Below are 13,729 nucleotides of genomic sequence, written 5' to 3' on the forward strand. Positions count from 1 at the left end.
TTGGGCTGTCTGGCACGCTAGCGCGACCTTCGCAACCGGCCCGGCAAGCGCCGGCCCCGCAAGGCGTCAGGGAAGCCCATGAATCCTTTGATAATGATACCCGCTCGCATGGCGGCGACCCGGTTGCCGAACAAGCCGCTGTCCCTGATCGGCGGCGTCCCCATGATCGTGCGCGCCTATCGCCAGGCCGAGGCCTCGGGCCTGCCGGTCGTGGTCGCGGCCGGCGATCCCGAGATCGTCGAGGCGATCGAGGCCGAGGGCGGGCGCGCCATCCTGACGGACCCGGCCCTGCCCAGCGGGTCGGACCGCATCCGCGCCGCGGTGGACGCCATCGACCCCGAAGGCGATTTCGACGCGGTGATCAACGTCCAGGGCGACATGCCCTTCGCCAGCCCCGGCCTGGCCACGGCCTGCGCGGCCATCCTGCACGGCGAGCCGGCCTGCGACATCGCCACCCTGGTCGCCGCCGAAGCCGAGGCGTCCGACAGAACCAACCCCGACGTGGTCAAGGCGGTGCTGGCCCTGGGCGAGGGCGAGCGCCAAGGCCGCGCCCTGTATTTCACCCGCTCCACCCTGTATGGCGACGCGCCGGTGTGGCGTCACATCGGCGTCTATGGCTATCGCCGCGAGGCCCTGAACCGCTTCTGCGCCGCGCCCCCGTCGCCGCTGGAGAAGCGCGAAAAGCTGGAGCAGTTGCGCGCCCTGGAGATGGGGATGCAGATCTGGGCCGCCGTCATCGACGAAGCCCCCTTGTCGGTCGACAATCCGGCGGACCTGGAGGCGGCGCGGGCGTTGGCGTGATCACGCTCGTTGGACTCTGAAAAAACAGTCCAGCGAGTCCAATTTCAGCTTTAGGCCATTGTTATTCCTAGCGAATCTTCGCCAATCGACTTGGACTGCCCAAGGCGGCGCTCCTGGTGCGCCACGACGATGTCAAAGACCCGGCGGCGGTTATAGGCCGGATCGAACCCCTGTATGGCAAAGGGTCGATCCGACGACTCATGCCTTTGAAACGGCGTGGGTTCGTGGTCGAAATTAGGATGGGTGACAGTGTTTCTCCCTCCCCCTGCGGGGAGGGGAGAAGACCGAAGCCTATTTTTCCTCGACCCAGGCCTGGATCAGGCTGTGGGCGATGGCGAACGGGGGCGGCGCGCTGATGGTCGGATGGTCGCCGGCCAGCACCGCCCGGGCCTCGGCGCGCGTCAGCCAGGCCACTGATTCCAGCTCGGTCTGGTCGGGCCGGGCCTGATCGTCGGACACCTTGGGCTATCAGACCGATCATCAGCTGGGACGGAAATGGCCAGGGCTGGCTGGAGTGGTAGGTCGCCGAGACCACGGTCAGTCCCGCCTCCTCCTTCACCTCTCGGGCGCAGGCCTCCTCGATCGATTCGCCCGGCTCCAGAAAGCCGGCCAGCGCCGACATCCGCCCCGGCGCCCATGCCGCCTGACGCCCCAAAAGGCAGATCGGCTCGGCCCCGCCGGTGTAGATCGGCAGCATGATGGTGACGGGATCGACGCGGGGGAAATGCTCGGTCCCGCAGGCCGGGCAGCGCCGCTTCCAGCCGCCCGAAGCCGTCTCGCACAGGGCGCCGCAGTTGGCGCAGAAACCGTGTTTGCGCCGCCAGTCGAACAGGCTTTTCGCCCCTCCCGCCATGGCCGCATCCGCCGTCGGCAACAGGGCCGCGGCCGCGCGCATGTCGTGAAACACGCCTAGGCCGCCGACCGGCCCGTTGGCGGGGTCGATGGAGCCCTCGAACTCGATGGCGAAGACCGGCTCGTCCTTCCACAGGCCCAGAAAGGCCTCGCGGTCGCGCACCAGGGTCCGCGCGTGTTTCATCGACAGCCAGACCAGACGCGGGCCCTGATCCGTCTCCTCGATCAGCGGCCGTCCCTCCCACAGCACCAGGGCCTGGGCGTAGGGCTTGTCCGCCTGTTCGGCCAGCCAGTCGGGGTCGTTCCTGAGATCGCCGGCCCGGTCGAGCGGATTGCCGGCGAAGATGTTCTGATGCGCCATGCGTCCTTGTAGCTCTTGATTCCAACCGTCGCACCCGTCATATCCCCAATCGGAGATCGCGGGCGAAGGCTTCGCCAATCTGGTCAGGGCCGGAAGGCAGCAGCCACAACGAATTCCCCTTCGGGTCGCGGTCTCCACCCTTTCATTCTTTTTCGCGCTAACGCTCGCGACGCGGTCGCTCGCTGCTTGAGCGCGTTTTTGCGCGAACGCTCGCCGCGCGGCGGCTCGCTGCTCCGCCATCTCGGTCATTGTCGGAGACGGCTGACTATGAGACGGTCGTTATATGAAGTGGCTGTGGCTCATTCTGATGCTGCCCTTGTGCGCCTGTGGATCAGGGCCGATCGAGCCGCGCCCGCTGCTGACTGAGATTCGCATGCCCCCTGGGATGGGGCGCGACTTCGGCGTTTCGCCGTCCGACGCGGCCGAAATTGGACTTCATGCCGATGGAACGGTTGAAGTCTCCACCTGGTCTGGCGGGCGAGCGCGCCTCGATTCAAAGATCGAGATTGGCCGAAGCCTTTATGCCCTCGGCGTTGACGTCAAACATCCGATCTATGTGCGGGCGGACAAGGTCGCGCGTTATCGGGACGTTGAAATGATCATGCGGGATCTGTCCATGCGAGGGTATACGATTAAGGAACGCGCCAATCTAGGTTCTGCCTGATCGACGCAGATCGGCTTCATTTTTTTAATGAGCGGCCGGCTTCGCCCCGCCCCCTTGCCGCTGTAAGACCTCATCCATGACGGACAGCGACACCAACATGGACGGCCCCCCCTGGGAAGAGGACGAGGTCGTGGAGCGCGACGAGAACACTGACGACATGTTCGGCGCGCCCGCCGGGGCGGCTGAGCCGGTCGCTGCGGCCGCCAAGCCTGTCGCGGCCACGCCGGCTCCGTCCGAGGTCGAGGCCCATGTCGACGACGGCGCCGCCTACCAGGTGCTGGCGCGCAAATACCGGCCGCGCACCTTCGAGGATCTGATCGGGCAGGAGGCGATGGTCAGGACGCTGACCAACGCCTTCGCCACCGGGCGGATCGCGCACGCCTTCATGCTGACCGGGGTGCGGGGGGTCGGCAAGACGACGACCGCGCGTCTGTTGGCCCGCGCCCTGAACAACGAAACCGACGTCATCGACAAGCCGTCGCTGGCCCTGACCGCCCACGGCCGGCACGACGCAGCCATCATGGCCGGCCAGCACATGGACGTGCTGGAGATGGACGCCGCGTCGCACACCGGCGTCAACGACATCCGCGACATCCTGGAAAGCGTCCGCTATGCGCCGGTCGAGGCGCGCTACAAGGTCTATGTGCTGGACGAGGTGCATATGCTGTCGACGCAGGCGTTCAACGCCCTGCTGAAGACGCTGGAGGAGCCGCCGCCCCACGCCAAATTCATCTTCGCCACCACCGAGATCCGCAAGGTGCCGGTGACGATCCTGAGCCGGTGCCAGCGGTTCGACCTGCGCCGGGTCGAGCCGGAAATCCTGGTCGAACATCTGGGCCGGATCGCGCACCGCGAAGGCATGAAGATCGAACAGGACGCCCTGGCCCTGATCTCGCGCGCAGCGGAAGGCTCGGTGCGAGACGGCCTGTCGCTGCTGGATCAGGCGCTGGTTCAGGCCGAGCGCGGGCAGATGGTCAAGACCGACACGGTGCGCGACATGCTGGGTCTGGCGGACCGGACCCAGACCATCGCCCTGTTCGAAAGCGTCATGGCCGGCCGCACGCCCGAGGCGCTGGAGAATTTCCGTACGCTTTACGGATTCGGCGCCGATCCGGTGCAGGTGACCAATGACCTCTTGGAGCATTGCCACGCGGCCTCGGTCGCCAAGATGCTGGGCCCGAATGCGACGCGCCTGCCCAATGATCAGGCGCAGAAACTGACGGCCCTGGGCGCGGCCATTCCGGCGGCGACCCTGTCTCGCACCTGGCAGATGCTGCTCAAGGCGCTGGATGAAGTGCGGCGCGCGCCCAATCCGGCCGATGCGGTGGAAATGGCCATCGTGCGCCTGGCCTACGCCGCCGATCTGCCCGGACCGGAAGAGGCGCTGAAGCGGTTGCAGTCCGGCGAACCGATGGGCGGCGGGGCTGGCCCGCGCGGCGGCGGTGGAGGCGGCGGCGGCGGAAGCTCGGCGCAGCTGGCGGCGCGGCCGGTCATGGCCCCGGCCCTGCCCGACCCGCAAAGCTTCGAACAGGTCGTGGCCCTGATCGGACAAAAGCGCGAGGTCGGGCTGCAGATGGACGTGGAGCGGTTCGTCAAGCCGGTCTCGTTCAAGCCAGGCGCCATCGTCTATGAAAGCGTTCAGGGGGCGCCGGTGGAGCTGGCGCGCAAGCTGTCGGCGCGCCTGCGTGAATGGACCGGCCGCACCTGGCTGATCGCCGCCAACGGCCAGGGCGGCGGCGAAACCCTAATTGAACAACAGAAGAAGGCCCGCATCGCCGAACGCGCCGAGGTCGAGGCCAATCCCTTCGTCCAGGCCGTCCTGCTGGCCTTTCCCGGCGCCAAGCTGGGCGAGATCCGCACCATCGCCCCCACCGTCGTCACGCCGGAAATCCCCGATGCGGCCGAGGACGACGACGAGGACTGAGGTCGTTTCGGTCAAGTCGATAGCCGGTCCATAGTCGTCATTCCGGGGCGTCCGAAGGACGAACCCGGAACCCAGGAGGCTTCATCGAGCGTCGAGGGTTCCAACAGCCCGCGTGTGGCCCTGGCTTCCGGGTTCTTCGCGACGCTTAGCCCCGGAATGACGCTGGGAGAATAATCAGCCGATGGGGACCCGCCCCTACCGCGGCGCGCGCTTGGCCAGTATGCGTTGCAGGGTGCGGCGGTGCATGCCCAGACGGCGCGCGGTTTCCGAGACGTTGTGGTCGCACAACTCATATACGCGCTGGATATGCTCCCAGCGGACGCGGTCAGCGCTCATGGGGTTTTCGGGCGGTTCGGGCGCCTCGCCGGTGGCCAGCAGGGCCTTGACCACGTCGTCGGCGTCGGCGGGCTTGGACAGATAGTCGACGGCGCCGGCCTTAACCGCCGCGACCGCCGTGGCGATGGCGCCATAGCCCGTCAACATGACGATGCGGGCGTCCTGACGCTTTTCGCGCACCGCCTCGACGATCTTCAGCCCGTTGCCGTCCTCCAGCCGCATGTCCAGAACGGCGAAGGCGGGGGCCTTGTCGCGCAGGGCCTGGGTCGCCTCGGCGACGGATTCGGCGGTCGTCACCTGAAAGCCGCGCGCCTCCAGCGCCCGTCCCATGCGGGTCCGCAGGGCCTGGTCGTCGTCCAGCAGCAACAGGGACTTGTCGGGCAGGGCGGCGATGCGGGTTTCGAGTTCGGACATTGTCTTGGTTTCTCCTGCCCCTTCAAGTCGGGAGCGGTAGCGCGCGGGTCAAGGTCAAGGTTCCGCCTGCGACGCTTCGACCCAGCGGGGTCACGCCGCGACTTCCAGCGCGGGCCGGGCCCAGCGCACGGCGACACGCGCGCCGCGTGGGACCGCCTTGGCCTCGGGCGCGGCGTCCGGCTGGGGCAGGCCCTGGCCCACACTGACCGATCCGCCGGTGCGTTCCAGAAGCGTGCGAGCGATGAAGAAGCCCAGGCCCATGCCGCCCTGACTGGGGGCGATAGGGGCGTCGACGGCGTCTCGGCGTTTAGACGGCCGGGCGGCGGCGGCGATCTGGGCGGCCAAGGCCTGGCGCGCCTTGCCGTGGGGCCGGCTGGTCACATAGGGCTCGCCCAGGCGGGGCAGGATGTCGCCGGAGAAGCCCGGCCCGTCGTCCAGAATGTCGATCTCGATCCAGCCGGCGTCGACCACCGCCTGGACGCGCACGGTGGCGGCGGCGAAATCGGCGGCGTTCTCGACCAGGGTGGACAGGCCGTGGATCACCTCGGGCAGGCGGCGCACGCGCGGAGCGGGCTGGCCGGGCGGGGTCTTGACCAGGACGTCGAACGCCAGGTCGAAGCCCCGGTGCGGCTCCACCACCTCTTCCAGCAGGGCCTTGAGCGACACGTCGGCGTAGAGGGCGTCGTCACCCTCCGGCTGTTGCGACAGCTGGGTCAGTATGCCCCGGCAGCGTTCGGCCTGTTGCAGGATCAGGGCGGCGTCCTCGGCCGCGTCGCTGTCGGGGGCCGAGGCCCGCTGCAGCTCCTTGGCGACGACCTGGATTGTGGCCAGGGGCGTGCCCAGTTCATGCGCCGCCGCCGCCGCCAGACCGCCCAGCGCCGCCAGCCGCTGTTCGCGTTGCAGCACGTCCTGGGTCGTGGCCAGGGCCAGCTCCAGCTTTTCGGCGTCGGCCGCCACCCGCCAGGCGTAGCCGGCGGTGAAGACCACCCCCGTCACCAGGGCCATGGCCATGCCCAGTCGGTAGAGCAGCGGCAGGTGGAAATCCTCGTAGGGGCGCCACGGCAGCGGCTCGGACCAGAAGAACAGGATGCCGACCGCCACCAGGGCCAGCACGCCCAACACCAGAGCCTGACGCGCCGGCAGGGCCGCCGCCGCGATGGTCACCGGCGCGACAAGCAACAGGCAGAAGGGGTTCTCCAGCCCGCCGGTCAGGGCCAACAGCACGCCCAGCTGGAAGATGTCGAAGCCGAGGTGGATCGCCGTCTGGCGGCCGTCGGGCAGGCTGGCCTCCAGCCGCCGCACCCGCGCCATGGCGCCCAGGTTCACCGCCGCGCTGATGGCGATCACGATCAGGCAGGGCCACAGCGGCAGGGGGAAGTGCAGCACCTGATGCGCAGTCAGGATCGCCGCGCTCTGGCCCAGGATGGTCAGCCAGCGCAGCACGATCAGGGTTCTGAGCGAAAACCCCCGTCCCCGTCGCGGCGCGTCGCGCCAGCCGTCGAGGGGATCGGACGGCAGGGCATGGGGCGATGGCGCGCCCTGCGGCGCGATGCGGGCTTCTGTCGAGGTCACGCGACTTCTATAGACCGACCAGAACCATTTCGTGAGAGGTCGTCATGCCGCGTCGTTCCGTCCTGCTGTTCGCCGGCGCCTGCATCGCCGTGGCGGCGGCGCTGGCCATCATCACCGTGGTCGTGGTCAGCGGGCGCGGCGCGCCGGCGAACGGCGCGGAGACGACCTCGACCGGCCAGCCGCTGATCGGCGGCGACTTCCAGTTGGTCGACCAGGACGGCCGCACGGTCGACCAGACGATGCTGAACGGCAAATGGAGCCTGGTCTTCTTCGGCTTCACCTATTGCCCCGAGTTCTGCCCCACGACCCTGGCCGAACTGGCCGCCGTGCAGCAGCGGCTGGGCGACAAGGCCCAGAACCTGCAGATCGTCTTCGTCAGCATCGACCCCCAGCGCGACACGCCGCAGATGCTGAAAGACTATCTGTCGTCGGACGGCTTTCCCAAGGGGACCATCGGCCTGACCGGCACGCCCGAACAGGTGGCGACGGCGGCCAAGGCTTACCGCGCCTTCTATCAGAAGGTGGGCGAGGGCGAGACCTATACGATGAACCACTCCCTGACCGTCTATCTGATGGGGCCGGACGGCCGTTTCCGCACCGCCGTCGCCTATGGCATGGGGCCGGACAAGACGACCAAGATCATCGAGGACGCGATGGCGCGGGGGTGAGTTCTTCTCTGCTCGTCATCCTAGGCCTTGCGCTTGGGATGCATACGCCCGGTGTTTAGGTTTGGCGGCCGGCGCCTGTCGATCAACGGGCGCGTCCGACTCGATGAATCCTAGGCACAAGGCCTAGGATGACAGGTGTCGTGGAAGCGCATTCGACTAAGGGCTGTTCCGCAGCCTCATAATCCTTTTGCAGGGTGCGGCGTTATATGTTGCCCTGCACAAACGGCCCTCAGCCGTCACGGACCGTCATGCTCTACGCCTTTCACGAACTCGCCTATCAGTCGGCCCTGCCCTTCCGCATCGGGGCGCAGCTGGCCCGCAGCTTCTGGACCTCGCCGCTGAACCCGGCGGCCGACACCGCCGTCGGCCGAACCGCCTACGCCTCGGCCGAACTGTTCGAGAGCGTCACCCGGCGCTACGGCAAGCCGGCCTGGAAGCTGGAGACGCTGGAGATCGGCGGCAAGACCGTGCGAACCACCGAACAGGTGATCTGGCAGAGCCCTTGGTGCCGCCTGGTCCGGTTCGCGCGCAACATCGGCGACCTGAAGCGCGCCAAGAAGCCCGCCTCCGGTCCGGCCGTCCTGATCGTGGCCCCGCTGTCAGGTCACTACGCCACCCTGCTGCGCGGCACGGTCGAGGCCTTTCTGCAGGACCACGACGTCTATGTCACCGACTGGATCAACGCCCGTCAGGTGCCGATGCTGGAGGGACGGTTCGACTTCTTCGACTATATCGACCACATCCGACTGATGCTGGCCGAGATCGGGGGACGCGCCCACGTCGTCGGCGTCTGCCAGCCCGGGCCGCCGGTTCTGGCCGCCGGCGCGGTGATGGCCGAGGACGGCGACGAGAACCGGCCCCTGTCCATGACCTTCATGGGCTCGCCCATCGATGCGCGCCTGTCGCCGACCGTGACGAACCAGCTGGCGGAGGAAAAGCCCTTCACCTGGTTCAAGTCCAACATGATCCACACCGTGCCCCTGCCCTATGCGGGGTTCGGGCGGCGCGTCTATCCGGGGTTCGTCCAGCTCTACAGCTTCATGTCGATGAACGAGGATCGGCACCGCGACGCCCACTGGAGCTATTTCAACAGCCTGATCGCCGGGGACGGCGACGGGGTGGAGAAGCACGAGGAATTCTACGACGAATACCTGTCGGTGCTGGACCTGACCGAGGAGTTCTATCTGCAGACCATCGACATCGTCTTCCAGCAGCATCTGCTGGCGCGGGGCCTGCTGGAACATCGCGGGTGCAAGGTCGATCTGACCAAGATCACCGACATCGGCCTGATGACCGTCGAGGGCGAGAAGGACGACATCTCCGGCGTCGGCCAGACCCAGGCGGCCCACGGCCTGTGCCCCAATGTCCCCGAGGATCGGCGCGTCCTCTACGTCCAGCCGGGCGTCGGCCATTACGGCGTGTTCAACGGCCGTCGCTTCCGCGACGAAATCTATCCCCGCGTCCGCGATTTCATCGCCCAGAACGAGGCTGTCGGTGGCGTACCGCAACGGTCAGCGGCTGCCGCTTGACGAAGGCGGGGCCGGCGTCGGTCCCGTCCTGAGACTGTCGGTCAATCCGCGCGCCCGGCGCCTGTCGGTGCGGATCGACGCGCGGGCCGGCGAGGCGGTGGTGATCGCGCCCAGCGAGCGCGGCCTGACCCAGGCCGTCGCCTTCGCCCGGACCAAGGCCGTCTGGATCAGCGAACGGCTGGCGGTGCGGCCCAAGGGCCGGCCGCTGGAACCGGGCCAGGTCATTTCCCTGCGCGGTCGCCCCGTGCGCTTGGAGGCGGCGCCCGGCGCGGTCGCGGCGCGTCTGGTCGAAGAAGGAACGGTCATCCGCTCAGGCGGCGAGGACGACGCCTATGCGCGCCGGGTCGAGAACCTGCTGAAACGCGAGGCGCGCGACACGCTGGTGGAACGTACCGGCCACCATCTGCGGACGCTGGGCCAGGGACCGGTCAAGGTGTCCATCGCCGACACCCGGTCGCGCTGGGGCTCGTGCAGCCCGCACAATCGCACCATCCGCTATTCCTGGCGGGTCATCATGGCCCCGCCGCCGGTCATCGACTATCTGGCCGCCCACGAGGTCGCCCATCTGGTCCATGCCGACCACAGCCCGGCCTATTGGTCAGTGGTCGAACGGCTGGTCGGAGATCACAGGCCTTGGCGGAAGTGGCTGAAGGATCACGGCGGCGCGCTGCACGCCGTGGGCCGGTAGGAAAAGAGACGACGGATGGCGACAGGGGCGGAAACTCCTGCAGTGGGGCGCGTTCGATAGGCGCCCTCCACCTCAGGAACGCACCATGAAAGCCATCCTTCCCCTGACCGTCGCCCTCGGCCTGGCGCTCGCCGCCTCGTCCGCCTCGGCGCAAAGCCAGACGGCGATGAACGCCAGCGCCGCCCAAGACCTGCAGCGCGCCGACCGGGCGCTGAACAGCCAGTACACCACGACCATGGGTCGGCTGTCGCCCGCGAGCCGGACCCTGCTGCGCAACGCCCAGCGCAGCTGGATCAGCTTCCGCGACCAGCAATGCCGGGTCGAAGCGTCCGGCGTGCAGGGCGGGTCGGCCTATCCGATGGTCCATTCGGGCTGTCTGGCGCGCCTGACCAACGAACGCACACAGCAACTGCGGACCCTGGCGCAATGCCAGGAGGGCGACCTGTCCTGCCCGCGCTGAACCCGTTTCGGGTCGGATAAAGACAAAGGGAGGCGACCGCGGGGTCGCCTCCCTTTTTCTGTGGTCGCGGCGGCATCGGCCGGTCAGAAGAACAGGGCGTCGCCCTTGCGTTCGGGCTGGGGCCGTCCCTCGGGCTGCTGGTTCGGCGGATCGCGATAGCCGGGCGGCGGGCCGGAAGGCTTGGTCGGCTGCTGGGGCGCGGACTGTTTGGGCGGCATCGGCTGAACGACGGCGCCGGGCTGGTCCGCATAGGGTTCGCCCTGATTGGGATCGACCGGATCGACCAGGACGCCGCCCTGATCAAGGCCGCTCATCAGGTCGCCGACCGGATCGGGCGCGACCCAGCCCTCGGGCATGGCGGGGCCATTGGGGATGGCGGGGGCGTTCAGGCGCGGCAGGGCCGCCTCCATGAAGCCCTTCCAGATGGCGGCGGGCGAGGAGCCGCCGGTCACGCCGCGCATGGCGGTGTTGTCGTCCTTGCCGACCCAGACGGCGGCGACGAAGCCGCCAGTGTAGCCGACGAACCAGGCGTCCTTGTAGTCCGAGGTGGTGCCGGTCTTGCCCGCCAGATCGCGGCCGGCGATGGCCGCCGACCGGCCCGAGCCGCCCGTCACCACGCCCCGCAGCATCTGGTTCATGTAATAGAGCGGCGGATTGTTGATCGCCTGGCCGCTCTGGCCGCTCTCGCGCTGATAGATGACGCGGCCCTGGGGCGTGCGGATGCGGCTGATGCCGTAGGCCTCGACGCGGCGACCGCCGTTGGCGAAGGCGTCATAGGCGGTGGCCATCTCCAGCGGCGACACCTCGACGGCGCCGAGCGCCATGGCCGGCTCCAGGCCGATGCGGCTCTCGATGCCCAGTCGGCGCGCGGCGCGGGCCACGCTGTCGCGCCCCACCTGATCGGCGACCGAGGCCGCCACCGTATTGGTCGACTGGGCCACCGCCTGGGCGATGGTCATCGGACCGCTGAAGGCGCCGGAATAGTTGCGGGGCGACCAGTTGCCGATGGTGATCGGCTGATCGACCACCGGAGTCTGGGGCGTGAAGCCCGCCTCCATGGCCGCCAGATAGACGAAGGGCTTCCATGACGAGCCCGCCTGACGGCGCGCATCGACGGCGCGGTTGAACTGGCTGTCGGCGTAGGAGGCTCCGCCGATCATGGCCCGCACCCGGCCATCGCCGTCCAGGGCGACAAGGGCTGCCTGCTGCACGCCCTTCGCGCCGTCGCGGTCCAGGATGCGGCGCACCGACCGTTCGGCGGCCGTCTGCAGGGTCAGATCCAGGGTGGTTTCGACCACCATATCCTCGGTCGGTTCGCCGACCAGGCCGCGGATCGACTTGTCCAGCCAGTCGATGAAATACTGGGCGTGCTGGGTCGCGAGCGTGCGCGAGACGATGACCGGCTGGGTCACGGCCTGTTCGCGCTGGGCGGCGGTGATCACGCCGGCCTCCTCCATCTCGTTCAGGACGACGGTGGCGCGGGCGGCGGCGCGCTCGCTCTCGGACACCGGCGAATAGCGCGAAGGCGCCTTCAGCAGGCCCGCCAGAAGCGCGGCCTCTCCGACGGTCAGATCCTTGGCCGACTTGTCGAAATAGCGCTGCGACGCCGCCTCGATCCCATAGGCGCCGGCGCCGAAATAGACCCGGTTCAGATAGAGGGCCAGGATCTCCTTCTTGGAGAATTTCATCTCCAGCCAGACCGCCAGCATCAGCTCCTGCACCTTGCGGCGCAGGTTCTGGTCGGGCGTCAGGAACAGGTTCTTGGCCAGCTGCTGAGTCAGGGTCGAGCCGCCCTGAACCACCCGTCCGGCGCGGACGTTGGTGGCCATGGCGCGCATCATGCCGATGGGGTCAAAACCGGGGTGGTGATAGAAGCGCCGGTCCTCGATGGCGATGAAGGCCGCCGGCACATAGTCCGGCAGGGCGTCCAGATCGGCGGGCGGCGCCATCTGGGTGCCCCGTGTCGCGATCAGGGCGCCGTTGCGGTCCAAATAGGTGATCGAGGGCTGGCGATCGACATTGTACAGGCTGGAAGTGTCGGGCAGGCCGCGCGCGAAGACGGCGAAGAAGACGACCAGGAAGATCAGCCCCCAGACCGCCAGAACCGCGCTCCAATACAGCAGCCGTTGAAGCCCGGACCGGCGGGGCTTGCCCTGGGCCTGTGGTCCGCCCGCGTTCACTGGTCCCGCCATGTCCATCCTTCAGATGCCGCGCCGGAAGCGACGCGGTTCGCCTAAGCCGTTCTCATATCGCCTAAGCGACGCCGCCGAAACGCCCTCGCCCAGATCACGCGACCGTGAGCGGCCATTTCGCCGAAAGAATGGCGTCCAGAAGCGCACCCCAACAGGCTTTCGGATGGATTATCGCGCCAGGAAAGCGTCCAGCGCGCCGTAAAAGACCTCGGGTTGGTCGAACATGATGAAGTGGGCGCTGTCGTCGATCCGCTTCAGGGTCGCGCCCGGCAGGCCGGCGTAGGCGGCCTGATAGATGGCGTCGGTGATTTCCGGGGTCATGCGGGCGTCGTTGAACTTGACGTAAAGCACCTCGGTCGGGGCGGTGATCCGGGGCAGTTCGGGGCGCAGGTCGGTGGCGACCAGTTCGCGGAAGGCGGCGGCCGAAACCTTCTGGTCGCTGTCGCGCATGTTCTGCAGCGCCAGTTCGCGGCGGCTTTCGGTATTGATCATGCCGGTTATGGAGGCCGTGGCCTGGGCGACATAGACCTCGCGCGGGCTGTTGGCCTGGGCGGCCCAGATCTGGTCGGCGACGGGGGCGACCGTCTCGGCCGTCGCGCCGGGGGCCGAGAACATGGCGCCCATGAAGGGGATCATGTCCACCACCATCAGCCGCCCCACCTGATGCGGGTGGCGCGCCGCCAGCATCAGACCGATGGTCCCGCCCATGGAATGCCCCACCACGACCGGCTTGGTCAGCCCCCGTTCGCGGATGTAGCGGGCGATCTCCTCGGCGACGGGGGCTGCGACGGAGGTCAGGGTCTGACCGGTCTGGGCGTTGCCGGCGGCGGGCGCCCCGGCGAAACCGTCAACCTGGATGCGATGAATGCGCCAGCCCGGACCGTTGCGCCCCGCCAGATGATCCACCGTCCCCTGCCAGATTTGGGGCGAGGAACTGAGGCCGGGGATCAGGATGATGTCGCGGCCGTTCGTGTCGCCATCGACGCGCACCTGGATGCGGTCCGACTGGAAGGCCACGGCCCCATCGCCGGGATGCGCTGCGTGGCCATCCTGGGCGGCGGCCGCGACGGGCGAGGCCAGGATGGCCGCGGCGATGGCGAGGATGCGAAGCATGGCGAAACGTCCCTTCGACGCCGTGGGCGGCGTTCTTCGGCAGAGACTTAATCGCGTCCGGCCGCAGAGGGAAAGATGTGGGCAGGACAAACCGTCCCGCGCGTCTCCGGCCCAGCCCTCTATGGCGACGGCGGCTGCGCTGTTAAACAGCGCGG

General features: G+C 68.2%; 11 protein-coding genes, 1 other RNA gene and 1 pseudogene. 8 read left to right on the forward strand and 5 right to left on the reverse strand.

Going from position 1 to position 13,729, the window contains the following annotated elements; genetic code table 11:
* The first annotated feature begins 78 nt into the window (after positions 1–78).
* The gene (locus KZX42_RS10730; RefSeq protein WP_248119335.1) at positions 79–801 is read left to right on the forward strand and encodes a 3-deoxy-manno-octulosonate cytidylyltransferase; all 723 of its coding nucleotides are present in this window, start codon (positions 79–81) and stop codon (positions 799–801) included.
* A 291-nt stretch (positions 802–1,092) separates the two neighbouring features.
* On the opposite strand, the pseudogene nudC reads toward KZX42_RS10730, so the two are convergent.
* Positions 1,093–2,014 (reverse strand): annotated as a pseudogene (gene nudC, locus KZX42_RS10735) (NAD(+) diphosphatase).
* 48 nt (positions 2,015–2,062) lie between these two features.
* Between nudC and ffs the strand changes: the two are divergent.
* The 3 genes from ffs (at position 2,063) to KZX42_RS10750 (ending at position 4,602) form a co-directional block, all read left to right on the forward strand.
* Positions 2,063–2,156: signal recognition particle sRNA small type (gene ffs / locus KZX42_RS10740), an RNA gene on the forward strand.
* Between the two features lie 141 nt (positions 2,157–2,297).
* Positions 2,298–2,678, forward strand: coding sequence for a hypothetical protein (locus KZX42_RS10745; RefSeq protein WP_248119336.1), 381 nt, complete (start codon positions 2,298–2,300; stop codon positions 2,676–2,678).
* A 76-nt stretch (positions 2,679–2,754) separates the two neighbouring features.
* A complete protein-coding gene (locus tag KZX42_RS10750; RefSeq protein WP_248119337.1) occupies positions 2,755–4,602 on the forward strand; it encodes a DNA polymerase III subunit gamma/tau in 1,848 nt (615 codons plus the stop codon).
* Between the two features lie 195 nt (positions 4,603–4,797).
* On the opposite strand, the gene KZX42_RS10755 is transcribed toward KZX42_RS10750, so the two are convergent.
* A complete protein-coding gene (locus KZX42_RS10755) occupies positions 4,798–5,352 on the reverse strand; it encodes an ActR/PrrA/RegA family redox response regulator transcription factor (protein ID WP_248119338.1) in 555 nt (184 codons plus the stop codon).
* A gap of 90 nt (positions 5,353–5,442) precedes the next feature.
* On the reverse strand, positions 5,443–6,924 hold the full coding sequence (locus KZX42_RS10760; protein WP_248119339.1) for an ActS/PrrB/RegB family redox-sensitive histidine kinase: 1,482 nt from the start codon (positions 6,922–6,924) through the stop codon (positions 5,443–5,445).
* 44 nt (positions 6,925–6,968) lie between these two features.
* Between KZX42_RS10760 and KZX42_RS10765 the strand changes: the two genes are divergently transcribed.
* The 4 genes from KZX42_RS10765 to KZX42_RS10780 all read left to right on the forward strand — a co-directional run bounded on the left by KZX42_RS10765 (position 6,969) and on the right by KZX42_RS10780 (position 10,269).
* On the forward strand, positions 6,969–7,592 hold the full coding sequence (locus KZX42_RS10765) for an SCO family protein (RefSeq protein WP_248119340.1): 624 nt from the start codon (positions 6,969–6,971) through the stop codon (positions 7,590–7,592).
* A 248-nt stretch (positions 7,593–7,840) separates the two neighbouring features.
* Positions 7,841–9,121, forward strand: coding sequence for a polyhydroxyalkanoate depolymerase (phaZ, locus tag KZX42_RS10770; protein ID WP_248119341.1), 1,281 nt, complete (start codon positions 7,841–7,843; stop codon positions 9,119–9,121).
* Positions 9,087–9,809: a SprT family zinc-dependent metalloprotease gene (locus tag KZX42_RS10775; RefSeq protein WP_248119342.1), complete on the forward strand. Its 723-nt coding sequence runs from the start codon at positions 9,087–9,089 to the stop codon at positions 9,807–9,809. The genes phaZ and KZX42_RS10775 overlap by 35 nt, the downstream gene beginning before the upstream one ends.
* An 85-nt stretch (positions 9,810–9,894) precedes the next feature.
* The gene (locus KZX42_RS10780) at positions 9,895–10,269 is read left to right on the forward strand and encodes a lysozyme inhibitor LprI family protein (protein WP_248119343.1); all 375 of its coding nucleotides are present in this window, start codon (positions 9,895–9,897) and stop codon (positions 10,267–10,269) included.
* Positions 10,270–10,352: 83 nt separating this feature from the next.
* Here KZX42_RS10780 and KZX42_RS10785 read toward each other — a convergent pair whose 3' ends face one another.
* Both KZX42_RS10785 and KZX42_RS10790 read right to left on the reverse strand, forming a co-directional pair.
* Positions 10,353–12,461 (reverse strand): PBP1A family penicillin-binding protein, encoded by a 2,109-nt coding sequence (locus KZX42_RS10785; RefSeq protein ID WP_248119344.1) that lies wholly within the window; start codon positions 12,459–12,461, stop codon positions 10,353–10,355.
* 168 nt (positions 12,462–12,629) lie between these two features.
* The gene (locus tag KZX42_RS10790; RefSeq protein ID WP_248119345.1) at positions 12,630–13,574 is read right to left on the reverse strand and encodes an alpha/beta hydrolase; all 945 of its coding nucleotides are present in this window, start codon (positions 13,572–13,574) and stop codon (positions 12,630–12,632) included.
* Positions 13,575–13,729: the final 155 nt, after the last annotated feature.

Origin of the sequence: Brevundimonas sp. EYE_349, from assembly GCF_023147505.1 — a bacterium.
In the GTDB taxonomy this organism is placed as follows: Bacteria; Pseudomonadota; Alphaproteobacteria; order Caulobacterales; family Caulobacteraceae; genus Brevundimonas.

What these genes read in the sequence shown, in the direction of transcription:
- phaZ (WP_248119341.1), top strand. Translation starts at nt 7,841, where the DNA reads ATGCTCTACGCCTTTCACGAACTCGCCTATCAGTCGGCCCTGCCCTTC.
- KZX42_RS10730 (WP_248119335.1), top strand. Translation starts at nt 79, where the DNA reads ATGAATCCTTTGATAATGATACCCGCTCGCATGGCGGCGACCCGGTTG.
- KZX42_RS10750 (WP_248119337.1), top strand. Translation starts at nt 2,755, where the DNA reads ATGACGGACAGCGACACCAACATGGACGGCCCCCCCTGGGAAGAGGAC.
- KZX42_RS10765 (WP_248119340.1), top strand. Translation starts at nt 6,969, where the DNA reads ATGCCGCGTCGTTCCGTCCTGCTGTTCGCCGGCGCCTGCATCGCCGTG.
- KZX42_RS10780 (WP_248119343.1), top strand. Translation starts at nt 9,895, where the DNA reads ATGAAAGCCATCCTTCCCCTGACCGTCGCCCTCGGCCTGGCGCTCGCC.
- KZX42_RS10745 (WP_248119336.1), top strand. Translation starts at nt 2,298, where the DNA reads ATGAAGTGGCTGTGGCTCATTCTGATGCTGCCCTTGTGCGCCTGTGGA.
- KZX42_RS10785 (WP_248119344.1), bottom strand. Translation starts at nt 12,461, where the DNA reads ATGGCGGGACCAGTGAACGCGGGCGGACCACAGGCCCAGGGCAAGCCC.
- KZX42_RS10755 (WP_248119338.1), bottom strand. Translation starts at nt 5,352, where the DNA reads ATGTCCGAACTCGAAACCCGCATCGCCGCCCTGCCCGACAAGTCCCTG.
- KZX42_RS10790 (WP_248119345.1), bottom strand. Translation starts at nt 13,574, where the DNA reads ATGCTTCGCATCCTCGCCATCGCCGCGGCCATCCTGGCCTCGCCCGTC.